This is a genomic window from Nocardia sp. GP40, assembly GCF_050434125.1.
GTDB classification, from domain to species: Bacteria; Actinomycetota; Actinomycetes; order Mycobacteriales; family Mycobacteriaceae; genus Nocardia; species Nocardia albiluteola.
In genome coordinates, this window is the sequence record NZ_JBNPVW010000005.1 from 219772 (window position 1) to 245035 (window position 25264).

Below are 25264 nucleotides of genomic sequence, written 5' to 3' on the forward strand. Positions count from 1 at the left end.
TCAGAGATATTCCTGGCGTTACAAGTGGCACGGGTCAATTTCGACCGGTGCTTCCACCGGTCGGCGGAACGATCCAACAATAGCCGTTCCGGACGGCGTGATCGGCAACATGGGGCATCAGGCGGCGCCGAGAACTCAGGTCTCCGAACGCAATCGGCCGCCGCGCACGGCCAGTTCCCGCGCACACTCCGCGGCCTCGGCCGCCGCATGCCTTGCGGTGGAACCGGTTTCAACCCCGCTGCGGAGCATCGCGGTCGCCCACCGCAGCGGCAGCAGGCCGTACTCGGCGCACTGCTCCGCCACCACCGTCGCCATCGCCGCGGACCGATCGGGCGCACCGGCTGCCGTCGCGGCCGCCAGTAGTAGAGCCGACTTGACACGGTGCCGGATCGAGGGGCACTGCCGCGAGATCTCCACCGCGGCCTCGGCGTGCTCGAGCGCGGGGGCCGCGATCAGTCCCGAGCCGGGCGCGGCCAGTGCGGTCTCGGCGCACACCCAGTGCCATCGCAACCGCGGCCGCCAGCCCCCGGCCGCCTCAACCGGACCTCGGCAACGTTCCAGCAGCCGAGCCGCTAGCGTCGGCCGCGCGGTCCCGAGCGCGTCGGCGGCCAATCCGGTCAACGCGTCGCACATCGGTTCGGCGGCCGCGTCCACACCCGGCGCGGCCGCCGCCCGTGCCGCCAGCGCGAGCGCCCGGCCGTCCACCGCGGCGGCGTGCGCGTGCCAGCCGAGCTGGCGCAGGAGCGATGCCTCCGTGCTCGCCGCCAGCGACCACAGCACGGGATCGCGGGTCAGCCGCCGCGTGCGGCCCAGTTCGGCGCGCGCGCCGGCATAGCGGCCCTGGCCACCGAGAACGACCCCGCGCAGCCACGACTCGACCGCATCGTCGGCGGCGGGCAGCGCGGCGGCGGCAATGCCGGGCCGGTCGCCGAATGCGGCCTCGGCGAATAGCGCGCGGCCCGGGGCGAAGGGCAGGCCGGCGGGCAGACTCAACTCGTGCACCGCCGCACCCTATCGAGGCGCGCCGCCGATGTGACACGGCATCGGACCATAACGGCGGGCAACCATCCGGCATGCAGAAAGCCTCGCGGGTGTTTCCATCGCGTAAATCTGTGGTGGGCTACCGCCTAGCACGCACATCAAGAATTCGTATGCTTTTCGGGCATTTAACCTGCACGCCATCCAATGCGGACCGAAACCTCGCCGTGATTTGTTCAAACCATGACGTCTGTCACATCTCGGATGGTCGCTCGAGCAGGCCGGAGGGGCCGGATTCGATCACAAAAAGAACCTTTCACCTGCAAGTATGTGAGCGTTCACAGGCCCTCTGGCCTCGGCCTCGAACTTGGCCAACCGATCAGTATCGCTATCACGAGCGCAAAAGTACATAGTTTGGAGGTTAAATCTACGATTCCCTCGTTTTGAAATCCCCAATGTGGAAACTATTGACTCGATTTCATTGTCCGTCCTAACGTACGACATCGCCGACGTTGGCGCCGTGCGAAAATGCCCGGGGCCACGAACCGCGACTCGGCGGGCCCGAACCGGCCACGCCCGGGTCCGGGCAGACCGCTGCTACACGCATCGCTCGACAACGCCGACGAGCTCGCACCATAAGGAGTTCATCATGCCCATGCCCACTCACCTTCCCGGTCCGAACGCCGACGTCTGGGATTGGCAGATGCGCGGCTCCTGCCGCGGGGTGGACTCGTCGGTGTTCTTTCATCCCGATGGCGAGCGCGGCCGCGCCCGCACCCAGCGCGAGATGCGCGCCAAGGAGATCTGCCGCAGTTGCCCGGTGCTGATGCAGTGCCGCAGCCACGCTCTCAAGGTGAGCGAGCCGTACGGCATCTGGGGCGGATTGTCCGAGACCGAACGCGAGATGCATGCGCGCCGCAACCGCCGCCGCATGGCCGTCTGAACACCTCTCCATCCTCTTTGACGGGCCGAGGATAAATTCCTCCCATCCGCAAGCCCGGGCGCGCCGAATTCCTAGCAAACACCCGGCCAATCAAGCAAACGGCCAGCGAACGGCGATGGAGGGCGCGCACCCAGATCCGGCTACCCCGGATCGGCCGCCGCGCAACGGCGGGCCGCCGTGCCATGTGAGATCCGGCACGCACCGCCAGGTCAGGGCGTAGGGCACACCGCGCGAACGCGCGGCGCCCTGCACGTCGCAGCGAGCGCGACGATTCGGAAACAACATAATGCACGGATGCAGCGTTTGCCCGGAGGTTTTCGGCGTGCCTGTGGCGTGTCGCTCGACGACACTCCCCGACATGTCGGTGATGTCCGAAATTCGCTGAGTCACATGCGGTTTGCCGATACCCCACCGGAGAGGAGGTGATAGCGGCACGCTACGGTAGTGATCGATGAGACACAATGGAGAGTTGTGACAACGCGGCCGACGGCCGCAGAGGGCGACTCGTTCCACAGAGCGTTTCGGGACGGGCGGGTTGACACCCCCAGCGCAGACTCTGCGATCACGGCACGCGCAGCCGAAGGCATCGAACTGGCCGCACTTCTCGAACGCTGCGGCCGGTCCGACCAGCAGGCCTTTGCCGAACTGTACGACCGCACCTGTGCCCGGGTATTCGGGCTGGTGTTGCGTGTCCTGCACGACCCCGGTTACGCGGAGGAGACCACCCAGGAGGTCTACCTCCAGATCTGGCGCACGGCAGCCAATTTCGATCCCACCAAGGGATCGGCGGTTACCTGGCTCATGACGCTCGCCCATCGGCGGGCGGTCGATCGAGTACGCGCCGAACAGGCCCACGCCCTGCGCGAGGTCGCTTACGGCACAAGCACTCTCGGTCACGAGTTCGACGAGGTGACCGAAGAAGTCGGTAGACGACTCGAGCAGCAGGCCGTGCGTGCGGGCCTGGCCACACTGACCGAGACGCAGCGGGAGGCGATATCGCTCGCCTATTTCGGCGGGCGGACTTATGCAGAGGTAGCGGACTATCTCGGCGTCGGGTTACCGACCGTTAAGTCCCGTATTCGGGACGGCTTGACTAGACTGAAAAAGAATTTGGGAGTGACGTGAGATGAACGAAAGCCAGATCGATCTCGCGCACGCGGTCGCGCTCGGGTCGATCGGCGACGAGGACCAGCGCGCGGTGCGGGAGATACTCGAGGGTAACGACCCGGTGCTGCGCGCGGACTTCAACAAGGAAGTGCAGCTGACCAAACAAGCTCTCACCCTGTTCGCCTCGGCGTCGGCGACCCCACCGCCCGCCTCCCTCCGCGAAGGCCTGCTGGCCCGGATCGCGGAGGAGCCCGCTCCCGTTCCCGCTCAGTCCCGCCCGCGCGGCCCGGTACACCCCGGAAACACCCGGCGCCACGTGCGCGACTGCTGACCAGCTATTCGAAAGCCAACGGGCCGTTCACATCCGGGGATGTGAACGGCCCGTTTCTGTATTCGTTGCCGCCGCTTCTTCAGGGCCCTACGTGGTTACGCAGGCTGCCGCCTCCGGGCCCGCCGGTGCACGGCGGTCGACTCTAGTGCGAGTGACCGTGGTGGTCGTCGGCCTCGTCCTCGGCCGGCTTGTCGACAATGCCGACCTCGGTGGTGAGCACCATGCGCGCCACGGAGACGGCGTTCAGGACCGCGGAGCGGGTCACCTTCACCGGATCCACGACGCCGTCGGTCACCAGGTCGCCGTAGGTGAGGGTGGCGGCGTTGAAGCCGTCCTTGCCCTCGGTGACCTTGTTGACCACGACCGCGCCGTCGACGCCGGCGTTGCTGGCGATCCAGAACAGCGGGGCCTGCAGGGCCTTGCGGACCACATCGACGCCGACGGCCTGATCACCGGACAGCGAGTCGCGCAGCTCGTCCAGCTTGGCGCCGGCCTGCACGAGTGCGGTGCCGCCGCCGGGGACTATGCCCTCCTCGACCGCCGCCTTGGCCGCGCTGACCGCGTCCTCGACGCGGTACTTGCGCTCCTTGAGCGCGGTCTCGGTGGCCGCGCCGACCTTGATCACCGCGACGCCGCCGGACAGCTTGGCCAGGCGCTCCTCGAGCTTCTCCCGGTCCCAATCCGAATCGGTGGCCTCGATCTCGCCGCGCAGCTGCGCCACGCGGGCCTCGATGGCCTGCTGGGTGCCCGCGCCGTCGACGATCGTGGTGTCGTCCTTGGTGACGACCACCCGGCGCGCCGAACCCAGCACGTCCAGGCCCGCCTCGCGCAGGCTGATGCCCAGATCCGGGTTGACGACGGTGGCGCCGGTGACGACGGCCAGGTCGTCCAGGAATGCCTTGCGGCGGTCGCCGAAGAACGGCGCCTTGACCGCAACGACCTTGAGCGTCTTGCGAATCGCGTTGACGACCAGGGTGGACAGCGCCTCGCCCTCGACGTCCTCGGCGATGATCAGCACGGCCTTGCCGGATTCGGCGACCTTCTCGAGCAGCGGCAGCAGGTCCGGCAGCGAGCTGATCTTCTCGCGGTGCAGCAGCACCACCGCGTCCTCGAGCACCGCCTCCTGCTTGTCCAGGTCGGTGACGAAGTAGGCCGACAGGTAGCCCTTGTCGAACTGCACGCCCTCGGTGACCTCGAGTTCGGTGCTCAGCGTGGAGGATTCCTCCACGGTGACCACGCCGTCCTTGCCGACGACGGTCAGCGCCTTGCCGACCATCTCGCCGATCTCCTCATCGCGCGAGGAGACGGTGGCGACCTGCGCGATGGCCTTCTCGCCGGAGACCGGCTTCGCGGCCGCGAGCAGCGCCTCGGAGACCGCGTCGGCGGCCTTGCTCATGCCCGCGCCCAGGGCGATCGGGTTGGCACCGGCGGCGATGTTCTTCAGGCCGTTCTTGATCAGCGCCTGGGCCAGCACGGTGGCGGTGGTGGTGCCGTCACCCGCGACGTCGTTGGTCTTGGTGGCCACGCTCTTGACCAGCTGCGCGCCCAGGTTCTCGAAGGGATCCTCGAGGTCGATGTCGCGCGCGATGGTGACGCCGTCGTTGGTGACCGTCGGGCCGCCGAATGCCTTGGCCAGCACGACATGCCGGCCGCGCGGGCCGAGCGTGACCTTCACGGCGTCGGCGAGCTTGTCGACCCCGCGTTCCATTGCCCGACGAGCCTTCTCGTCGAACTCGATCTGCTTTGCCATGGTTTGTCTACGTCCTTTTAGGAGGGGCGAACGACCGCTGCCCCGGAACCCGAACGGGGCACCGGGGCAGCGTGCGTCACAGCTCGGTCACTTGCTGACGACAGCCAGCACGTCGCGCGCCGACAGGATCAGGTACTCCTCGCCGTCGTACTTGATCTCGGTGCCGCCGTACTTGCTGTAGATGACGGTGTCGCCCTCCTGGACGTCCACCGGGATGCGTTCGCCGTTGTCGCTGACCCGGCCCGCTCCGACGGCGATGACGGTGCCCTCCTGGGGCTTCTCCTTCGCCGTGTCGGGGATGACGAGGCCGGAGGCCGTCGTCGTCTCGGCCTCGTTGGCCTTGACGAGGATCTTGTCCTCGAGCGGCTTGATGTTCACGCTCGCCACGTTGAGCCCTCCACTTTCAGGGGATTTCTACTCGTCCGGGGCTGTTCCCCGGACGCACGGTTTCGGTCGTGTGCCAAATCCTGCGCATAGCCCCGTCGTCGCGGGTGCCGGGACCCCAGCGCAGAAGTCGTGCCGGCCCCGAGCAACATCCATTCGGGGCCACCTAGCACTCTATACAGCAGAGTGCCAGCACTCAAGGTCGGGTTCTGCTCGGGGTCGCGGACCCGCCGGACGCCGCGACACGTTGCGCGACACGCCGACGATTTCGCCCCGAAGCCCCGCGTTGACCATTGTTCTCAGGAGTCACTCTCGTCACATCTTCAACATGGTGGTAATTGATCCGGAAAATCTGTAACGTTCGGATAACGGAATGTGACACTATGGATGACGGCTCTGTGATGTTGCTGTGCCAGCAGGCGCCATGCCGAGAGGGGGCATAGTGCCGATTGGGATCTCCGTCGCTCGGCTCGCCGAGCGTGACAACAAACGCTTCACCCGCGCGAGTCCGTGGCGCGCACCTGATACGAGAGCAAGACCGCAAGTGATCGTCGGCCGGTCCCCGCACCCGAACGGGCGCAGGGTTCGGCCGGGCCCGCTGTGCGGCTCTCCGCCATCCATGCGGAGGCCCGCGACGTCCGCATCAGATGGTCGGCGACACGATGACCATCCGCTCGAAGGGAGGTGAACATGCGAACATCCCTCGGTATCTCCGCCGGGAACGAAGTGGTCTGCTCGGCGTTGGTCGCCACCGCACCCAACGGCGCACAGGACTTCGACTACCGCGTCGTCTCGGCCGACGTCGCGCATTCGGACCTCGGCGATCTGGTGGCGTCCTCGATCGAGCTGATGACCACCCCGATGCCCCGCGATTACCTGCATCCGCTCGGCGCGCACGCCGTCCGCCCCGCGAGCGCACATCCCGAACCCGTCACCGCGCCCGGAGCCATCGCCGTCGCGTATCGCGACCGCGAACAGGCCGTCGCCATCCGCTCGGCCATCGGCCGCCAGCGCCGCGACGTTCAGCTGATCCCCGAGAGCACCGCCGCACTGACCTACCTGAGCCACACCGGCCTGCTCGATCGGTACGAGACCGTCGCCCTGATCGACCTCGGCGCCTGCGGCATGACCGTCACGGTGGCCGCCCCGGCCGACGAGACGGTACTGCACTCGGAGCGCACGAACGCCATCAGCGGTAACGCCGTCGACGAGCTGATCTACCACCACCTGCTCGACTGCCACTTCGCCCGGCGCGGCACCCGGCCCAACCGCACCATGCTCATCAACCGCAGCCGCGCCGCCAAGGAGCACCTGTCCATCGCCCCGGCCGTCACCATCGACCACGTCGCGGGCCAGCCGCTCAAGCTCACCCGCGCCGATTTCCAGGAGCTCATCGCCGACCTGCTCCGCGAGGCCGCCGTCTTCGCCGCCGCGGTCTTCGCGCGGGCACCCAAGTATCCGGATGCGATCACCCTGATCGGCGGCGGCGCCAACATGACGGCGGTCGTCGACGGGCTGGCCGCGCTGCTCGACGTGCCGGTGTTCAGCGTGCCCGAGCCCGAGGCCGTCACCGCGAAGGGCGCTGCGCTGGTTGCGGATTCGGCCCAGCCCTCCGCCTTCCCCGTGATCAGCATCGGCTCCGACGCGAGCCCGAGCACCTTCGCCAAGGTGGTCGGCACCCTGGCCGGCGCGGTGGTCGTCGTCGGGCTCGTTGTCGGCTACGGAGTCCGCGAGCTGGCACCCACCGTGAATCACGACATCTCCCCCGCCGGCACCAGCCGCAGCGCGGAGTTCACCCCGTCCGCGCCGCCGTCGGCCGGCACCCCGGCAACCACAACGGCCGACCAGACCCAGCCCGGCCGCCACACCGCGGCCACGACGGCCCCGACCACCACGACACCGGATTTCCCGCAGCCCACCACCACACCGGCCGACACCCCGACGACCACCGGCGTGCCGCTGCGCCCGGACCCGAACCTGCCGCAGATCCCGCTGCCGGACCTGCCGAAGCTGTTCGGCCCGCTGCTGGGCACCTCGACCGTCCCGCCGACCGTCTCGCCGACCATCCCGAATTCGACCCCGAGCCGCGGCCAGATCATGCCGCGAGCCAACTCGGGTTCCGCAGGTACGGAGCCGACCCTCGAGCCCGCCGACTGACACCTCCGTCGCGAACGGCGCATCCACGGCCCGACGTACATGGGATCGCGTGAATGTCACCGTCGCGCGTCGCCCACGATGTGATCCTCAGTCCCGCCGACGAGCCACTTCATGCCCCTGGTGCATGAGCCTGATACGGGAGCCGGTGCGGCACCAACTCGGCACCGGGTCCAGCTCTGCCTACGCCCCACCGATGTTCGCGCGGTGGCAACGCGGGCGTGAATAGTGGCGGTACAGCTCATACGGCCCGGCTGCGGGGTGTCCGGATCCCGTAGGCTTTCGCGAGATATGGACAGGAAGGGACCGGCGCGCGGCACTGTCGCGGCCCTCGTTGTGGCCGCCGCGACGATGGGTGCGAGTGCCTGCGGACATGCCCCGGTCCGCGCTCAGCAGGTCATCCAGGTGTCCGAGAACGCCTGTGGCACCGGCTGGTCCGATCCGCATACCGGGCAGCAGACGCTGTACTTCCGCAATACCGGGTCCAATCCCACCACCGCCGATCTCATCGATGCGGGCACCGGCGCGATCTACGCCGAGATTCCCAATATCGGGCCGAACACCACCCGCGGCACGCGGGTGAACCTCGGCGGCGGGACGTTCGCGGTCCGATGCGCGATGGAGGGATCGGACAACGCGCTGATCACCGGGCCCAAGATCACCATCCCAGGTAAGCCTGCGCTTACCCGCCCCGTCGGCTCCGCAAGCTCCGCCTCCTCACCATCCCGGACGGCCGCCGCGATCCAGCCCGTCACCGCCGAGAACCTGTACGGGCCCGACAAGCAGTACACGGACTACGTCGCGGCGGGGCTGTCCACGCTGGCGACCGATACCGATGCGCTGCGCGCCGCGGTCGACGGCGGCGACGCCGCCGCGGCCCGCACCGCCTGGCTGACCGCCCACCTCGACTACGAGCGGCTCGGCGCCGCCTACGGCGCCTTCGCCGATTTCGACGACAAGCTCGACGGCCGGGCGGACGGCCTGCCGGGCGGCACCGCGGACCCGCAGTTCACCGGCTTCCACCGGCTCGAGTACGGCCTCTGGCACGGTGAGCCGCTCACTGCGCTCGCCGGACCCACCGGCCAACTGGACGACACCGTGCACGCCCTCGTCGCGGCCTTCCCCTCGATGCAGGTCCCGCTGCTGGACCTCGGTCTGCGCACCCACGAAATCCTGGAGAACACACTGCAATTCGAGCTGACCGGCCAGGCCGACTACGGCAGCGGCACCGGCTTGGCCACGGCCACAGCGAATGTCGCCGGAACCCGCGAACTCCTGACCGTGCTGGACCCGCTCCTGCGCTCCCGCTACCCACAATTGCCCCAGGTCACCACTTGGCTCGACCGCTTCGAATCCCTTGTGAACAGCCACCATACGAACGGCACGTGGACTCCGGTGGCCGCGCTGAGCCTCGCCGACCGGCAGCACCTGAACGGCACCCTGAGCCAGTCGCTCGAGTACCTGGCCCCGATCGCCACCATCTGCACGCCGCGAAAGACGTTCCAGTGAACGGGCACAGCACGCGACGCCCACATCGCCGCACCGCGACCGGACACCACACAGGAATACCCGCAACAGCACCGTCGGACTCCAGCCGAACCCCTTGCCGACCAAGCGAAGCCAGGACCGAGCGTCGGAATCGCCGCACCGCGACCGGACACCACGCAGGAACGCTCGCAACAGCATCGTCCGGCGTCAACGCAACGGCGTATCGGCCGGGCTCGGGCGGCTCCGGGCACGGGCAACGAACCGCAGGCGGGCAACCACGAATCCCCGGCACAGCACCGGCCGCGCGAAGGCTCGACGTCCGGGAGGTGGGGCTGTGACCGCGAATCCGCCGAGCCGGCGCGGGTTTCTGCGCAGTGCACTGGTTGCCGGCGCCGCCGGGGTGGGCGGCGCTGTCACCAGCGCGTCCGCCCTGCCCGGCACGATCGCGAATCGACTGCCGCCCTCGTTTCACGGGATCCACCAGGCCGGGATCGCCGATCCGCCCCCGCCCGGCTCGCAGACGATCGTCGCCGCCTTCGATGTCATCGCGCAGGACCGGGCCGAGCTCACCGATCTGTTTCGCACGCTGACCGAGCGGGCACGCGTCCTGAGCATCGGCGGCCCGCCACCGGCGGTCGGCATCACCGCTCCCCCGGCCGACAGCGGCGTGCTCGGGCCCGACGTGCCGCCCGGCGGGCCGATGATCACCGTCGGTGTCGGATCGTCGCTGTTCGACGACCGCTTCGGGCTGTCCGGCAGGCGCCCGGCGGGCCTGACGCCGATGCCCGTCTTCCCCAACGACGCCCTCCAATCCGCCTGGTGCCACGGCGATCTGAGCCTGCAGCTGACCGCGCCCGACGCCGACACCTGCGTGCACGCCCTGCGCGACATCACCCGCGTCACCCGCGGCGCGATGCAACCGCGTTGGCGGACAAACGGTTTCCTCAGCCCACCGCGCCCGTCCGGAACCCCGCGAAATCTGTTCGGATTCAAGGACGGCATCGCCAACCCGGGCGGCGGCGACCTCGAGCAGTTGGTGTGGACCGGGGCGGGCGAGCCCGCCTGGGCAGCCGGTGGCAGCTACCAGGTGATCCGGCTGATCCGGATGCTGGTCGAGTTCTGGGATCGGGTCGACATCGCCGAGCAGGAGAACATGTTCGGCCGGGCGCGCGATACCGGTGCGCCGCTGAGCGGCGATCACGAATCCGATCTCCCGGACTACTCCGACGATCCCGAGGGCCTGGTCATTCCGATCAATTCCCATATCCGCCTGGCCAATCCGCGCACCCCGGACACGGCGAGCAGCCAGATCCTGCGCCGCGCCTTCAATTACGACCGCGGCAACGACCAGGCCGGCAACCTCGACCAGGGCCTGATCTTCCTGTGCTACCAGCGCGATCCGCGCGCCCAGTTCGAGGCGGTGCAGCACCGGCTGAAGGACGAGCCGCTGGTCGACTACATCGCGCCGTTCGGGGGCGGATACTTCTTCGCGCTGCCCGGTGTGCGCGACGACGCGGACTATTACGCGCGCGGATTATTGACGTGACCGGCATCGCGGCACCCACCCGGCCGCGGCGGCATGCGTCACCGCGGGGAGCCTCGGACGCGGCGACATCGCTCAGCTGACAAGCGGTCGTTGCCCTGTGTTCATCCGCGGGAAATCTCATATCGTGACTATCGTGTGACTTCCCATCGCCGTGGGGCGAGCGGGAATTTCTCACGATGCTTCAGGAGGAGATGTGAGCACAGGCTCCCAGGCGTGGCACACGCGGGCCTTCGGCCGCGGCAGGCAGCGCAAGCGCCGCACGGTCATCACCGCGGTCGCGGCGGCCGGGCTGCTAGCGGCCGCCGGGTGCTCCTCCTCGTCGGCTCCCGCCGCCGACGGCTCGGGCGCGACCACGACCCCGATCAAGCACATCGTGGTCCTGTACGACGAGAACATCTCCTTCGACCACTATTTCGGCACCTACCCGAACGCGACCAATGCCGACGGCGTGCCGTTCACCGCGGCGGCGGGCACCCCGGCGGTGAACGGACTGACCCCGGATCTGCTGCAGCACAACCCGAATCTGTTCCAGCCCCAGCGTCTGGGCCCCACGCAGGCCATGACCTGCGACCAGGACCACTCCTACACCGCGGAGCAAGAGGCGTTCGACAACGGGAAGATGGATCAGTTCGTCCAGAAGACCCAGAAGGACGAGTGCCCGGCCGAGTACGGCCCCAATGGGATCGTCATGGACTACTACGACGGCAACACCGTCACCGCCATGTGGAACTACGCCCAGCACTATGCGATGAGCGACAACTCCTTCGGCACCACCTTCGGTCCGTCCACGCCGGGCGCGCTGGAGGTGACCGCCGCGCAGACCTACGGCGCGCAGGCCGTCGACGCGAAATCCGGTCAGCCGGTGAAGGATCCGAAGCTGGTGGCCGCGCCGGACGCGAACGGCGTCGGCTCCGATATCGACGACGCCGACCCGGCCTTCGACGACTGCTCGAACAAGAGCCACACCACCACCGACAACCTGATGTCCATGCAGGGCAAGAACATCGGTGACGAGCTGAACGACAAGAACATCACCTGGGGCTGGTTCCAGGGCGGATTCACCCCGACCGGGAAGAACGCCGGGAAGGCCGTCTGCGGCACCAAGCACGCGAACCTCGGCGGCCAGCAGGTCGCCGACTACAGTCCGCACCACGAGCCGTTCCAGTACTTCAAGTCCACCGCGAACGAGCACCACACCGCCCCCGCCTCGCTGGACGAGGTCGGCCACAACGGGGCGGCGAACCACCAGTACGGGCTGGAGTGGTTCGCGCAGGCCGCCAAGGCCGGGAAGCTGCCCGCGGTGAGCTACGTCAAGGCCGCCGAATACCAGGACGGGCACGCCGGATACTCCGATCCGATCGACGAGCAGCACTTCGTGACCGACACGATCAACACGCTGCAGCAATCCCCCGACTGGAAGTCCACCGCGGTCTTCATCGCCTACGACGACTCCGACGGCTGGTACGACCACGTGGCCGGTCCGGTGATCAACGGCTCCAAGAGCGACGCCGACGTCTACGCCCCGTGCGCGACCAAACCGGCGCTGGGCGACCACCAGGGCCGCTGCGGCACCGGCCCGCGCCTGCCGCTGCTGGCCATCTCGCCGTACTCCAAGACCAACTTCGTCGACCATACCCAGACCGATGAGACCTCGATCGTGAAATTCATCGAGAGCAACTGGTCCCTGCCCGCCCTGGGCAACGGCTCGTCCGAGACCACCGCCGGCGACCTGACGGGCATGTTCGACTTCTCCAGCCCGAAGGGCGCCCAGCTGATCCTCAACCCGGACGGCACCGAAAAGCACTGAGCGCACAGCCATCGACGAAAGGCCCGGGCGACACCACAGGTGCGCCCGGGCCTTTCGTCTGGATGGACGGTAATACCCGAGTCTGTCAGCCGTATTCGGGCGTCGGGGGGATGGCCTCGCCCGCTCGGACCGCGGCGACGACGGCCTCGGCGTCCTTGCGGCGGTACTCCTCGCCGTACACCGCGCCGGGGCGGCGAGGCGACTCCATGACCGTGCAGCCGGCGATGCCGCCGAGGTCGATCGGCACGTAGCCCAGACTCGCGACGAAGTCCGCGACCACCGCCTTGGCATCGGCGTCGTCGCCGCAGATCCACTGCACGACCCGCTCGTCCACCGGGCGGCCGACCACCTCCTCCTGGAAGGCGGAGGTGAGCGTGTTGAAGGACTTTGTGTAGCGGGCGCCGGGCATGCGGGAGGCGTTGAAGCTCGCCTGCGTCTGCCCGGCCGCCGATCCCGGTCCGGGGCCGAACTGGTTGGTGGTGTCGACCACGATCGTGCCGTCCAGTGCGCCCGCCTGCTGCACGGCGCTGTCGATCGTGCTCCACGGCACCGCCAGCACGGTCAGGTCGGTATCGGTCACCGCCTCGCGCGGCGATCCCGCCCGCGCCCGCTCACCCAGCTCGGCGGCGAAGTCCGTCAGCGACTGGGGATTTCGCGAAAAGCTCAGCACGACCTCGTGCCCGGCGCGAACGGCCTGACGCGCGACATTGCCGCCGATGCGCCCGGCGCCGATGATTCCGATCTTCATCATTGTCCTCCCAACAGAGTGAGTTTCGGTGCCCGGACCGTACCTCCACCGCCCGGGACGGTGTGCCGATTGGTCCGAGCGATCGCAGGTCAGCGGTAGCCGTATTCCTGCCAGCGGGCCAGGACACGCTCCTGAGTCGCGGTGGGCCAGCCGTTTTCGAAGCTGCCCTTGATGGGGCGCTGGGATTCGTCGAAGAGGTCGGCCAACAGGCAGTTGTAGATGACCTTGCCCGCTCGGTACGAATGCTGTTCGACCTCGGAGAGATAGACCGAGAGGGCGGCGGTGAGTTCGGCAGGGAAGTGGACCTCACCGTGTTCGGGGTGAGCGCGGGTGGCGAAGGCCCAGACGATCTCGTCCACATTGGTGATGTCGATGTCGTTCTCCACCAACAACACCTTCGGAACCCCGAAACCGGCCTTGCCCGCGAAGACGATCTCGCCGACCCGCTGCGCGAGCTCACCCGAGGACACCGGCAGCTTGTCGTGCCAGTCGGAATCAGCGGCGACAATCAGCCAGTGCAGCGCCGATTCGTACGAGAACCAGGTCGAGGCGATCGGCAGCCCGGCCTCGCGCAACTGGTAGAGGATCTCGGCGGCGTGCATCGTGCCGGTGGCGGTGTGGTCCTCCTCCACCGGCGGCCCGGCGGCCACCACCGGGAGAATCGCGCCGTCGCGGTAGGTGATGGCGGAGACGTGGAAGACCGGTTTCTCCGAGGATTCAACGGCGTTGTAGCCGGGGTATTCGTTCATCGGCCCCTCCGGCACCGTCTCGTCGAAGGCGATATGCCCCTCGATGACGATCTCGGCGGTGGCGGGGACCAGCACATCCACGGTTTCGGCGGGCACCACCTCGATGCCCTCGCCGAACAGCGCCCCGAGGAAATGGGATTCGTCCGCGCCCTCGGGCATCGGCATGGCCCCGACGAACGGCAGGCCGGGCTCGACCCCCAGCGCCAGAGCGATCGGCATGGGCTTGCCCTGCTCGGCCCACTTGGCGCGAATTATACCCAGGTGCTGCGGCCCGGGAATGAGGCAGGCCAAGGTGTTTCGACCGGCAATCATCATGCGGTTGATCGACCAGTTGGTCCACGAACCGTCCGGAGTCTTGACGATGTTCATCCCGTAGGTCTGAATGTATCGACCGCCGTCGTTGCCGTGGATGAGCGGGGTCGGGAACGCCAGCAGATCGATGTCGTCGCCGCGCACGATGTTCTGCTTGCACGGCGCGGTGGCGGCCGGGACCTGGACCGGCGGAATGCCCGGCTTGCGCCGGGCCTCGACGATCGTCTCGACGATCTGCTGCCCCGGCGCGTTCGCGGGCAGGCCGAGCGCCAACGCGATTCGCGCCAGCGGATGGCTGGGCCCGGACAGTCCGCCCGGCGCACCCAGCACCCGGAACCCGCTGTCCTGATAGCCGGTAATGTTGGTGAACAGCGGGGCCGGGGCCTTGCGGTCGTAGGAGCGGCGAATGATCGCGCCCAACTCCAGGTTCCAGTCGACCTCGGCGTCGACGCGCTGGATCTCACCGATCTCGGTGAGCGCATCGATGAACTCGCGAAGGCTCTTCAGATGTGCCACAGGCTCTTTCCTTCTCGTACTCGGGCATCGGCGGCCGTACGGCGCGCCGAGACGTTCTATTCGCTTGCGGTAACGGCGGTCTCGCCCCAGCGCGGCAGGTCCGGCACGTCGATCCCCAGCAGGTCCAGCGCGCGGCCCGCGGTGTGATCGACGATGTCGGCGACCGAGCCAGGGTTCAGGTAGAAGGCCGGGACCGGGGGCATGACGATGCCGCCCATCTCGGTGACCGCGGTCATGGCGCGCAGATGCGCCAGCGTGAGCGGGGTCTCGCGCACCATCAGCACCAGCCGCCGGCGTTCCTTCAGGGTCACGTCGGCGGCGCGGGTGAGCAGGTTGTCGTTGTTGGCGTAGGCGATCGCCGACAGGCTGCGGATCGAGCACGGCGCCACGATCATTCCGGCGGTGCGGAACGAACCCGACGCGATGGACGCGCCGATATCGGCGGGCCGATGCACCACATCGGCCATGGCGGCGAGATCCCGCGCGCTCAGTCCGGTCTCGTAGGCGCGGGTCTGCTGCCCGGCCGGGGTCACCACGAGGTGGGTCTGCACCCCGGCCTTGCGGGCCAGCTCCAACACCCGGATCCCGTAGGCGATGCCGGTGGCGCCGCTGATCCCGACTATCAATCGCCGTTCCTCACTCACCGAACCAGCTTCGTCGTCGTCATGACTCGTCATCAACGGGCAAATTCGGCACAATCCATAAGCGATGTTTATGGTTGAGAACTCCGATCCGGACCGTATCGACCCCGTCGAACTGCAGGCCTTCCTGGTACTGGCGGAAGAGCTCCACTTCGGCCGTACCGCGGCCCGGCTCGGGCTGTCCCAGCCGCGGGTGAGCCAGCTGATCCGGACACTGGAGCGCCGCATCGGGCGGCAGCTGTTCCACCGCACCAGCCGTCGCGTCGCCCTCAATGCCTTCGGCGAGCAGCTACTGGCCGGCGTCCGGCCCGCCTTCGCCGACCTGCGCCGGGCCATCATCGATACCCGCCGGGCCGCGCGCGGCGTCCGGGTGGGCTTCCTGGGCCCGTATGCCTCCGCGCTGGACACCGGAATGGCCCGGTTCCGGGCACGCCATCCGGACTGCACCATCACGCGGATCCAGGTCCCGTGGATCGACATCCTGGGCCCGCTGCGCCGCGGCGAGGTCGACGTGCAGGTGTGCCTGGCGCCGATCCAGCAGCCGGATATGACGATCGGCCCGGTGCTGGCCACCTACCCGCGCATGCTGGCCGTCGCACGCACCCATCCGCTGGCTGGGCGCGGCTCGGCGGATCTGGAGGATCTGGCCGAACTCCCGGTGATCGGACCCGATCCGGCCGTCACGCCCGAATTCGCCCGCGACTTCTGGCCGCCGGAGACCACCCCGTCCGGCTGCCCGATCCGCCGCGGCCCCCAGGCGCGGACCGAGCCCGAGATGCTCAGCGCCGTCGCACATGGGGACGGGGCGTTCCTGACCACGGCGGCCATGCCCTCGCACTTCGCCCATCCCGGCGTGATGTTCGTGCCTTTCACCGGCATGCCGGACGCGCGCGCGATCCTGATCTGGCTGTCGTCCAACGACTATCCGAAGATCGCCGAGCTGGCCGAGCTGGCCACTGGCTGATTACGACAGCTGGCTGGTGGAGACCGGCAGACCGGGATCCGTTGCGACGGTGAGCGCTGAGGGCTTGGCCCCACCCGCGATGACGTGTGCGCCCAGGGTCGCGATCATCACGCCGTTGTCGGTGCACAGCCGGGGCTTGGGCACCCGCAGGGTGACACCGGCTGCGGCACAGCGTTCTTGCGCCATCGACCGGATGCGGGAATTCGCGGTGGCGCCGCCGCCGAGCACAAGGGTGTCCACGCCGACGTCCTGCGTCGCGCGAATCGCCTTGAGGGTCAGCACATCCGCTACCGCCTCCTGGAACGAGGCCGCGATATCGGGTATCGGCAGCTCCCGGCCCTCGCGCTGGGCGGCCTCGACATACCGTGCGACGGCGGTCTTCAGCCCGGAGAAGGAGAAGTCGTAGCGGGCATCGCGCGGGCCGGTCATGCCGCGCGGGAACGCGATGGCCTTCGGATCACCGTGCGCCGCGGCGGCATCCAGCGCGGGGCCGCCGGGGTAGCCCATGTCCAGCAGCCGCGCCACCTTGTCGAAGGCCTCGCCGGCGGCGTCGTCGACGGTGCTGCCGAGCTCGACGATCGGCTCGGCCAGATCGGTCACGTGCAGCAGGTGAGTGTGGCCACCCGAGACCAGCAGCGCCACGCATGGCGGCATCGGGCCGTGTTCGAGGGTGTCGACGGCGACGTGGCCGCCGAGATGGTTCAGCGCGAACAGCGGGATATCCCACGCCGCCGCATAGGCTTTCGCGGCCGCGACCCCGACCAGCAACGCACCGGCGAGGCCGGGACCGATCGTCACCGCCAGCGCGTCGGGCTTGGCGATGCCAGCCGCGGCCAGCGCCCGCCGCATCGCCGGGACGATCGCCTCCAGATGTGCCCGCGAGGCGATCTCGGGTACCACGCCGCCGAACCGCGCGTGCTGTTCGACGCTCGAGGCGACCTCGTCGGCGAGCAACTCGCAGGTGCCGTCGGCACGCCACCGGACGATGCCGACTCCCGTTTCGTCGCAGGAGCTTTCGATGCCCATGACGATCATCGCTTCGCTCCACTCACGACTCCACCTCGCCGGCGCTCGGCTCCGCCGTGCGTGGAGCCACGCTGGCCTGTCGGTTCGCTCCGCTCACATGAGCACCTCGTTCGGCTGGTCGGCACCGCTGAGCGCGGGGCGGCGCATGGTGAAGGCGTCCGCGCCGCTGGGCTGGTAGTAGCTCTTGCGCAGGCCGATGATGTGGAAGCCGTGCTTCTCGTACAGGGCGATCGCGGGCGCGTTGTCGGTGCGGACCTCGAGGAAGACCGGACCGCCGCGGCCCCCGGCCTCTGCCAGCAGCGCGCGCAGCAGCAGCGTGCCGATCCCGCCGCGGTGACAGTGCGGGTCGACGCCGATCGTATGCACCTCGGCCTCGGGATACTCGAGGTTGCCCAGCAGAGCGATGCCGCCGTAGCCGACCATGCGGCCGGCTTCCTCCCGCGCGACCAGGTACCGGTTGTGCGCCCCGGCCAGCTCCGACCGGAAGGCCACCTCCGGCCACGGATCGTCCTCGGGGAAGAGCACTTTCTCGAGTTCGGCGCAGCGCGCGATATCGGCGGGCGTCATCGGCTCGATCCGGATCCCTACGGGCGCAACGGGATCCGATAACGGCAAGTCGACCTGGTCGCCCATGTCGCGTGCCGCGGTATCGGGCGACGGCGCCTCGCCGGTCACGAGCGGACCGCCTGATAGCTGCGCTCGACCGCATCGGGCCGGCGCAGATACAGCGGTGTCAGCGGGCCCGGGTCCGCCCGGCCCAGCAGTTCGGCGGCCGCGCAGACGACCAGGCCCTCGGGAGACGGCGTCTCCACCGGCAGCACAGGCAGATCGAAAAAGTCTACGTGCGAGGCGGATCCGGCGATCACCGTGGAATCGCCCGACTCCAGGTCGCCCGGCTTGCACACCTGCGGCCCCGACACGCGCACGACCGTGTCGACCCGCGCGCTCTCCGAGGGCCCCGCGCCCGGGCAATCGCCGACGGTGGCCACCACGAACGCGCCCTCCGGCGCGGCCCCGGACACGGCCCGGTAGCGGGCCCAATACACCTCGCGTCGACGGGCATCGGTAACGACCAGCAGCTCGGCCTCGGCGTCGGTGATATCGCGCCAGGCGGCGGCCGCGATCGCATCGAGGCTGCACACCCCATACACCGGCAGCCCCAGCGCGTCGCCGAATGCGGCGGCGGTCGCCATGCCGACACGCAGGCCGGTGAAGGGCCCCGGGCCGAGGCCGACCACGACGGCGTCGAGCTCGGCGCGGGAACGGCCTGCCGCGTCGAGGCATTCGAGGATTTGCGGCGCCAGCACCTCGTTGTGCGCCCGGGCATCGACGGTCACCCGGGAGGCGAGCGTCTGCAGGTCGTGGTGCCTGGGGGCGGCCTGGTCCAAAACCACCAGTCCTGCTGTGACGGCAGGCGTCGCGGTGTCGACGGCGAGTACAAGCATGATTGCCTCAACGATACCGGTTGGTCACCTTCGGCCCGCGTGCGGTTCAGCTGGAGGCGACCCATTCCCAGGTGGCGGTGCGCACGTCGGAGTCGGGCTCCCGGCGCAGCAGGACCCGCAGGTGACGGTCGGCGAGATGTTCCACGACGCCCAGCCCCCACTCGACGACCACGACCGCGTCGTCCAGCTCGGTGTCCAGATCCAGGGCGTCGAGCTCGTCCAAATCGCCGCCGAGCCGGTAGGCATCGACGTGGACCATGGGTATCGCGCCGGGATGTCCCCCGGCGCGGTGCTGGCGGGCGATGACGAAGGTCGGGGAGCTCACCCTCCCCTGAACGCCCAGGCCCGCCGCGAGCCCGCGGGTCAGCGCGGTCTTGCCCGCGCCCAGTGGGCCGTCGAGGACGACCAGATCGCCGGGGCCCAGGTCGCGGGCCAGCTCCCGGCCCAGCGCCTCGGTGTCCTCGACCGTCGGCAATGTGCGCTGCTCAGCCATGAGATACCCACTCACATAAAGTGATTCGCGTCACTGCTCGGACAAGCGGCGCGAACACCCGTCCCGCCTCAACCACGCAGTACCTCCCGCTCGGCACCGGTGGCCGCGAGCCCGCTGCGCAGCAGGAGGCGATCCAGGGCGGCATTCACCAGGTCCGGACACTGCAGGTGCACCATGTGCGCGGCGTCGGTGACCCGCACCACGTCCGCGTCGGGCAGGTGCCGGGCCAGCGCCGCGGAATTGCGGAATGGAATCACCAGATCGTGCACGCCGCCGAGGACCAGTGCGGGCCGCGGCGCCAGCAGGGGCACCGCCGCGGACTCGTCGTGCAGCTCCAGCGCCTGGAAGAACTTCACCACGGTGGCGACCGGGGTCCGGTCGATCATCGAGGTGGTCATGCGCGACAGGGTCGGGCTCACATCTCCGTGGAACGAGCTGACGTGCAGGATCGGGGCGACGACGTGCCGCGCGGCCGCGCGCCCGGCCTGCATCAGGGCGGGCGCGGCGTGCACCGCCACCCGGAATCCGTCGATGGCCGGACTGCGCAGCAGCTGGGCCACGCCGGTCTCGGTGACCTCGGCCGCGGCGGTCGACAGCAGCGCCACCGCGCGCACCCGCTCGGCGAACAACTCCGGGAACTGCGCGGCCGCGGCCAGGATCGCCATGCCGCCCATGGAATGGCCGACCAGCATCAGCGCGCCGGTGGGCGCGCAGGCCCGCACGACTGCGGCCAGATCGCGGCCCAGCTGCGGCACCGTGCAGCTCCCGGCGCTCGGCTCACCGGACCTGCCGTGCCCGCGCTGGTCGAAGAACACCATGCGAACCCCTGGGCCCCACTGTTTTTCGAGGTCACGGCGCTGAAAATGGAAGGACTCCATGCTGTTACAGAGGCCGTGCACGAAAACGACCGTGGCCCGCGCATCTTCGGCCCCGCATTCGCGAACCGCCAGTGCCACACCGTCGTCGGCGACCACGGTGCGTGCGCGGTCCCGATCCAGCAGCGTGAAATCCTCTTCGCGCAGCTCGTCGCAGCGCGCGGGCCAGCGCACCGTGGCGCCGACCCGGCGCAGCGCATGCGCACCGGCCAGGCCGCCCAGCACGCCCGCCGCTGCCATCCCACCGCTCCAGGCGCCGATTCGAAACCCCTGTGGCCGAGCAGATCTCATCAACACGCCCCTTCGCCCACATATCGCCGCACGACCCGCCCGCGGGGCGAGCACACGATCTCATAGTGGATGGTACCGAGCAGATCGGCCCACTGCTGGGCGTGCGGATCCCCCGGGTTTCCGCCGAACAGCACCGCGGTGTCACCGTCGCCGACGCCCTCGGCGTTGGCGCCGAGGTCGACCACCAGCTGGTCCATGCAGACGCGCCCCACGCTGGGATAGCTCCGCTCGCCGATCCGCACCGCGATGCGGCCGCCCAGCGACCGGAACACACCGTCGGCGTATCCGGCCGGGATCAGCGCCACCGTGGTGTCGCGCGGGGCGACCCACTCGTGCCCGTAGGACACGCCCTCCCCGGCCGCGACCCGCTTGACCAGTACGACCCGCGCCTGGAAGGTCATCGCCGGGCGCAGGCCGAAGTCGGAGATCTCCGGGACCGGCGACAACCCGTAGAGCGCGATGCCGGGGCGCACCATGTCGAAGGCGAGGTCGGGCCGGGTCAGCGCCGCCGCCGAATTGGCCAGGTGCGCCACTTCGGGCTCGAGGCCGAACTCCTTCGCCGCGGCGATGGCGTCGAGGAAGCGCTGGCGCTGCATATCGTTCGCGGGATGCTGCGGTGTGTCGCCCAGCGCGAGGTGGGAGAAGACCGCACGCAACCGCACCGCGCGCTCGGCGGCCAGATCGCGCAGCAGCCCGAGTAGCCGCGGATATTCGATGTCCGAGGCGCCGTTGCGGTTCAGGCCGGTGTCGACCTTCACCGAGACGGTCGCCGTCCGTCCGGTCGCCTGCGCCGCGTCCGCGACGACCTGAAGCTGGCGCGCGGAGGACACCCCGAGCTCGATATCGGCCGCGACGGCGGCGGCGTAATCGGCGTCGATGACGTTGAGCCAGCTCAGGATCGGGGCATCGATGCCCCCGGCGCGCAGCTCCAGCGCCTCCGGAATCGTGGTGACGCCGAGTTCGACGGCGCCGGCGGCCAGCGCCGCCCGGGCCACCCGCACCGCGCCGTGGTTGTAGCCGTCGCCCTTCACCACCGCCATCACCGCGGCGTCACCGGCGTGCCCGGCGAGCACGCGCGTGTTGTGCGCGATGGCGTCGAGGTCGACGACGGTTTCTACCTGCGGGTCGGTGCTGTTCATACGCACCGATCCTGCCATTGCCACGGCATGTGGCCGAGAGCCGGTGGGTCGCCCGGCCGCGATCGAGGGCATCGCCGAGATCGGGCGGGAGGAAGTACTTGCTTGGAGTGCGCTCCAGGCGCCTACCGTGGTCAACGGGCACTACCGGCCCCTTTACCCGAGATGGAAGGCCCTTTCATGAGCAAGGTTTGGTTCATCACCGGTGTGTCGCGTGGGTTCGGCCGCGAATGGGCGCTGGCCGCGCTGGAGCGCGGCGATCGGGTCGCCGGGACCGCGCGGGATGTGTCCACCCTGGCCGAGATCGTCGCCAAGTACCCCGACACCTTCCTGCCGGTGCGTCTGGACGTCACCGATCGCGACGCCGACTTCGCCGCCGTGCAGGGGGCCGCCCGGCATTTCGAGCGGCTCGACATCGTCGTCAACAACGCCGGATACGGCCAGTTCGGCATGATCGAGGAGCTGACCGAGGCCGAGTTCCGCGCGCAGCTGGAGACGAATGTGTTCGGCGCGCTCTGGGTTACGCAGGCGGCGCTGCCGATCATGCGGGCGCAGGGCAGCGGCCACATCATCCAGGTGTCGAGCATCGGCGGCATCAGCGCGTTCCCCTCGATCGGCGCGTACCACGCCTCGAAGTGGGCGCTGGAGGGTTTCTCGCAGTCGCTGTCCCAGGAGGTCGCGAGCTTCGGCATCCACGTGACCCTCATCGAGCCGGGCGGCTTCAGCACCGACTGGGCGGGCCCATCGGCGAAGCACAGCACCCCGATCCCGGCCTACGACCACATCCGCGAGCTGCGCGCCAGGCAGCGGGCCGCCCGCAATTCCGGCGACCCCATCGGCACCCGCGCGGCCATCCTGGAGGTCGTCGACGCCCCGAAGCCGCCCCTGCGCATCTTCTTCGGCATCGACCCGCTGGGCATCGCCACCGCCGATTACGAGTCGCGGCTGGCGCTGTGGCGCGAATGGGAGCCGACATCGCGTTTGGCTCAGGGCGAGTAGGGGCGCGCCCCCGGCGGGTGGACTCAGGCCATCTCGGGCACTCTGAGATGGGCCAAGATCAGCTCGAACTCCGTCACCTCTTGGACGCTGACACCCGCCCGCCGGGTCAGTGTGCTTCTGATCTGATCGATCTGGACCCGGCTGCCCTCGAGCGCCCGCAGACCGGCCCACGCGGTCACGCCGACCGCGCGGCCGGTCGTCCGGTTGACGAACAGGCTGGCGCTGCAGAATCCGTCCATCGTCTCGAGTGCCGGCAGCACGCCCGTCCGGAAGGTCTCGATCTCTCGATCGATCTCGCCCGGATTGCCCTGCATCCAGGTGCACCGGGTGCTCGCGCCGTCGCCGGCGGCGTGATCGCGGTGCATGACCGGAATATCCCATTCCTCGATCACCTCGAGCCGGCCCTCGAAGGCCAGGGACAGGCCGTCGCGCAGGGGTTTCACCTGCGGTCTGCTGTCCTGCATCGCGGCTTCCGATTCCCACGCGGTGGTGGCGACGCAACGCCTCGAGGTCCTGTCGACGAGCAACGACAGCCCCACCCAGCCTGGCATCTCGGGCAGATTCGGCATCACCACATCGCGGAGGTACGCGGTCCCGGTGTCGATCGCCGACAGCCTGGCCACAATCGTGCTCGAACGTGCGTACACGGGCCACCTCCCAGTGCGAAATGAGGCGGCGCCCTGGGCGGCGCCACCCGGACATACCCACCCTCCTCCACGGTGCGCCCGTACACAATGGCCCGACCAGGGGCAAGCCGGATCAGCCGCCCTGTTCCAAGACCACGACGTCCCATCCAACGGCGACAACGAGTTCGCCCGCAGGCCCGAAGCAGACCGCGCCGACTTCAGCGCCGAAGGCGAACCGGTGTGTGAGTTGCCCGGTGGCAACGTCCCACACTCGCAGGATCCCGTCAGCGCTACCGGCAGCGGCGACGAGCCGGTCGCCGAGGACGGCGGTGCGGAATTCAAATGCGCGGCAGGGTGCATCGCCGCGCTTCAGCGCGTGGCGAGGGCACGGAGGGTCTGGATGGCGGAGTGCACCTGGTGCAGGAGTGGGGTGGCGGAGATGGGGGCGCCGGGGGCGTTGGCGGGCGGTGCCGCGTGGGCTGCCAGGTTTGCGGCCAGGGCGTGGGTGCGGGCTGCCGCGGCGGCGGCCCACTGCGGGGGACGGCCCGCGGCGAGCAGGGCGCCGATGATGCCCGACAGGACGTCGCCGGCACCTGCGGTGGCGGCCCAGGAACCGCCCGCCTCGTTGACCAGGATGGGGGCGCCGGGTGTCGCGACCAGGGTGGCACGGCCCTTGAGCAGGACTGTGACCTGCCACTTCTCGGCCAGATCACGGACCGCGGCCGACCGGTCGGGGCCGGGGTCGGCGCCGGTCAGACGGGCAAACTCGCCGGCGTGCGGGGTGAGCACGGTGGGCGCGGCGCGGCCGATGACGGGGGCCGGGTCGGCGGCCAGCAGCGTCAGCGCGTCGGCGTCGACCACCACCGGCAGGTCGGTGGCGAGGATTTCCGAAAGGCGCTCGCGGGCGGCGTCATCGGTGCCGCCGCCGGGTCCGCACACCCAGGCCTCCACCCGCCCGGTAGACGAAACGGTCTTGGCGGCAATCACTTCCGGGAAGTGGGCGAGCACCTCGGCCGCGCCCGTACCGGCGTAACGGACCATGCCCGAGGTCGCGGCCACCGCGGCTCCGGTGCACAGCACCGCGGCCCCGGGGTAGGTCGCACTCCCGGCGCAGATTCCCGTGACGCCCTGGGTGTACTTGTCGTCGTGGGGGCCCGGCACCGGCCAATGCGCACCGATCGAGGCCGGTTCCAGCGCAGCGAGTTCGGCCGCTGGGAGACGTAAACCGATGGGCACCAGCTCGATTCGCCCGCACCATGGGGCAGCGAGCGCGTGCACCGGCTTGTGCGCGCCGAAGGTTACCGTGACATCGGCTCGCACGGCCGGGCCGTCCACCGCGCCGGTATCGGGGTCGACCCCGCTGGGCAGGTCCGCGGAGACGATCGGAACATCCACTGCCGCAACGAGTTCAGCCGCTCGCGGGCGCAGCGGACCGCGCCCCGAGATACCCACGATGCCGTCGACCACCAGATCCGGCGCGCCGAGTTCGTCGGCGACGCGCCCACCCGAACGGCGTAGTGCCGCAAGCCCTTCCGCGTGCGCCCGCGCGGGGGAGAGCAGCACCGCCGTCACCGCCACCCCGCGTCGCCGCAGCATCGAGCCCGCCCACAGCGCATCGCCACCGTTGTCCCCGGAGCCGATCAGCAGCGTCACCGCCCGCCCGGCCACCCCGCCGGTGCGCGCCCGCAGCTCCGCGGCGACGACGCGGGCCAACCCGTAGGCCGCCCGCTGCATCGGAACCCCCGCGGGAACCCGCCCGAACAGCTCCGCCTCGGCCGCCCGCACCTGCTCCACCGTGAAATACCCGCGCATCGTCATGGACCGCCCTCCTACCGCATCGGCATCACACCGTCAGCAGACTACGCCGCCCGGGTCGGCGACTCGAGCGCCGCGAATGGTTGCGCGGCCCCGGCAGCGACGAGTGCTCCCAACCCGCGCCGGAGCCGGTGGACGCG

The 25264-nt window shown here is 69.5% G+C and carries 23 protein-coding genes; 9 read left to right on the top strand and 14 right to left on the bottom strand.

The window, feature by feature from the left end; all coding sequences use genetic code 11:
- Positions 1-135: 135 nt before the first annotated feature.
- Positions 136-1002, bottom strand: coding sequence for a hypothetical protein (locus ABH933_RS17485; protein ID WP_429420691.1), 867 nt, complete (start codon positions 1000-1002; stop codon positions 136-138).
- A 625-nt stretch (positions 1003-1627) separates the two neighbouring features.
- Here ABH933_RS17485 and ABH933_RS17490 point away from each other — a divergent pair.
- The 3 genes from ABH933_RS17490 (at position 1628) to ABH933_RS17500 (ending at position 3359) form a co-directional block, all read left to right on the top strand.
- Positions 1628-1921, top strand: coding sequence for a WhiB family transcriptional regulator (locus ABH933_RS17490; RefSeq protein ID WP_215916435.1), 294 nt, complete (start codon positions 1628-1630; stop codon positions 1919-1921).
- Between the two features lie 471 nt (positions 1922-2392).
- Positions 2393-3046: a sigma-70 family RNA polymerase sigma factor gene (locus ABH933_RS17495; protein WP_429420688.1), complete on the top strand. Its 654-nt coding sequence runs from the start codon at positions 2393-2395 to the stop codon at positions 3044-3046.
- 1 nt (position 3047) lies between these two features.
- Positions 3048-3359, top strand: coding sequence for an RskA family anti-sigma factor (locus ABH933_RS17500; RefSeq protein ID WP_429420686.1), 312 nt, complete (start codon positions 3048-3050; stop codon positions 3357-3359).
- A 142-nt stretch (positions 3360-3501) separates the two neighbouring features.
- On the opposite strand, the gene groL is transcribed toward ABH933_RS17500, so the two are convergent.
- Positions 3502-5109: a chaperonin GroEL gene (gene groL, locus ABH933_RS17505; RefSeq protein ID WP_429420684.1), complete on the bottom strand. Its 1608-nt coding sequence runs from the start codon at positions 5107-5109 to the stop codon at positions 3502-3504.
- A gap of 87 nt (positions 5110-5196) precedes the next feature.
- Positions 5197-5496: a co-chaperone GroES gene (gene groES / locus ABH933_RS17510; protein WP_215916433.1), complete on the bottom strand. Its 300-nt coding sequence runs from the start codon at positions 5494-5496 to the stop codon at positions 5197-5199.
- A gap of 687 nt (positions 5497-6183) precedes the next feature.
- Here groES and ABH933_RS17515 point away from each other — a divergent pair.
- From ABH933_RS17515 to ABH933_RS17530, 4 genes are all read left to right on the top strand, one after another.
- Positions 6184-7650: an Hsp70 family protein gene (locus tag ABH933_RS17515; RefSeq protein ID WP_429420681.1), complete on the top strand. Its 1467-nt coding sequence runs from the start codon at positions 6184-6186 to the stop codon at positions 7648-7650.
- A 288-nt stretch (positions 7651-7938) separates the two neighbouring features.
- Positions 7939-9156, top strand: coding sequence for an imelysin family protein (locus ABH933_RS17520; protein ID WP_429420679.1), 1218 nt, complete (start codon positions 7939-7941; stop codon positions 9154-9156).
- Positions 9157-9469: 313 nt separating this feature from the next.
- On the top strand, positions 9470-10681 hold the full coding sequence (locus ABH933_RS17525; protein ID WP_429420677.1) for a Dyp-type peroxidase: 1212 nt from the start codon (positions 9470-9472) through the stop codon (positions 10679-10681).
- Between the two features lie 193 nt (positions 10682-10874).
- Positions 10875-12488 carry a phospholipase C gene (locus tag ABH933_RS17530; protein WP_429420675.1) on the top strand — a complete coding sequence of 538 codons (1614 nt, stop codon included), beginning with the start codon at positions 10875-10877 and terminating at the stop codon, positions 12486-12488.
- A gap of 85 nt (positions 12489-12573) precedes the next feature.
- Here ABH933_RS17530 and ABH933_RS17535 read toward each other — a convergent pair whose 3' ends face one another.
- Genes ABH933_RS17535 through ABH933_RS17545 form a run of 3 tightly spaced genes read right to left on the bottom strand, consistent with a single transcriptional unit; the run spans position 12574 to position 15457 of the window.
- Positions 12574-13422, bottom strand: a complete 849-nt coding sequence (locus ABH933_RS17535; RefSeq protein ID WP_429455052.1) for an NADPH-dependent F420 reductase — start codon at positions 13420-13422, stop codon at positions 12574-12576.
- Entirely contained in the window at positions 13326-14813 is a 1488-nt protein-coding gene (locus ABH933_RS17540; protein WP_429420673.1) for a UbiD family decarboxylase, read from the bottom strand. The genes ABH933_RS17535 and ABH933_RS17540 overlap by 97 nt, the downstream gene beginning before the upstream one ends.
- A gap of 56 nt (positions 14814-14869) precedes the next feature.
- Positions 14870-15457 (bottom strand): UbiX family flavin prenyltransferase, encoded by a 588-nt coding sequence (locus ABH933_RS17545; protein WP_308166429.1) that lies wholly within the window; start codon positions 15455-15457, stop codon positions 14870-14872.
- Positions 15458-15527: 70 nt separating this feature from the next.
- On the opposite strand from ABH933_RS17545, the gene ABH933_RS17550 reads away from it, so the two are divergent.
- The gene (locus ABH933_RS17550; RefSeq protein WP_429420671.1) at positions 15528-16418 is read left to right on the top strand and encodes a LysR family transcriptional regulator; all 891 of its coding nucleotides are present in this window, start codon (positions 15528-15530) and stop codon (positions 16416-16418) included.
- Here the strand turns inward: ABH933_RS17550 and tsaD are convergent, their stop codons facing one another.
- From tsaD to alr, 6 genes are all read right to left on the bottom strand, one after another.
- The gene (gene tsaD, locus ABH933_RS17555) at positions 16419-17453 is read right to left on the bottom strand and encodes a tRNA (adenosine(37)-N6)-threonylcarbamoyltransferase complex transferase subunit TsaD (RefSeq protein ID WP_429420670.1); all 1035 of its coding nucleotides are present in this window, start codon (positions 17451-17453) and stop codon (positions 16419-16421) included.
- An 84-nt stretch (positions 17454-17537) separates the two neighbouring features.
- Positions 17538-18077, bottom strand: a complete 540-nt coding sequence (gene rimI / locus ABH933_RS17560) for a ribosomal protein S18-alanine N-acetyltransferase (RefSeq protein ID WP_429420878.1) — start codon at positions 18075-18077, stop codon at positions 17538-17540.
- A 38-nt stretch (positions 18078-18115) separates the two neighbouring features.
- A complete protein-coding gene (tsaB, locus tag ABH933_RS17565; protein WP_429420667.1) occupies positions 18116-18889 on the bottom strand; it encodes a tRNA (adenosine(37)-N6)-threonylcarbamoyltransferase complex dimerization subunit type 1 TsaB in 774 nt (257 codons plus the stop codon).
- Positions 18890-18935: 46 nt separating this feature from the next.
- Positions 18936-19382: a tRNA (adenosine(37)-N6)-threonylcarbamoyltransferase complex ATPase subunit type 1 TsaE gene (gene tsaE, locus ABH933_RS17570; RefSeq protein WP_215916423.1), complete on the bottom strand. Its 447-nt coding sequence runs from the start codon at positions 19380-19382 to the stop codon at positions 18936-18938.
- 68 nt (positions 19383-19450) lie between these two features.
- Entirely contained in the window at positions 19451-20497 is a 1047-nt protein-coding gene (locus tag ABH933_RS17575; RefSeq protein WP_429420665.1) for an alpha/beta fold hydrolase, read from the bottom strand.
- Between the two features lie 50 nt (positions 20498-20547).
- Positions 20548-21687: an alanine racemase gene (alr, locus tag ABH933_RS17580; RefSeq protein WP_429420663.1), complete on the bottom strand. Its 1140-nt coding sequence runs from the start codon at positions 21685-21687 to the stop codon at positions 20548-20550.
- A 177-nt stretch (positions 21688-21864) separates the two neighbouring features.
- On the opposite strand from alr, the gene ABH933_RS17585 reads away from it, so the two are divergent.
- Positions 21865-22683, top strand: a complete 819-nt coding sequence (locus ABH933_RS17585; protein WP_429420662.1) for an SDR family oxidoreductase — start codon at positions 21865-21867, stop codon at positions 22681-22683.
- A 23-nt stretch (positions 22684-22706) separates the two neighbouring features.
- On the opposite strand, the gene ABH933_RS17590 is transcribed toward ABH933_RS17585, so the two are convergent.
- Both ABH933_RS17590 and ABH933_RS17595 read right to left on the bottom strand, forming a co-directional pair.
- Positions 22707-23330 carry a hypothetical protein gene (locus tag ABH933_RS17590; protein ID WP_429420660.1) on the bottom strand — a complete coding sequence of 208 codons (624 nt, stop codon included), beginning with the start codon at positions 23328-23330 and terminating at the stop codon, positions 22707-22709.
- Positions 23331-23678: 348 nt separating this feature from the next.
- A complete protein-coding gene (locus ABH933_RS17595) occupies positions 23679-25121 on the bottom strand; it encodes an NAD(P)H-hydrate dehydratase (RefSeq protein ID WP_429420876.1) in 1443 nt (480 codons plus the stop codon).
- Positions 25122-25264 lie beyond the last annotated feature (143 nt).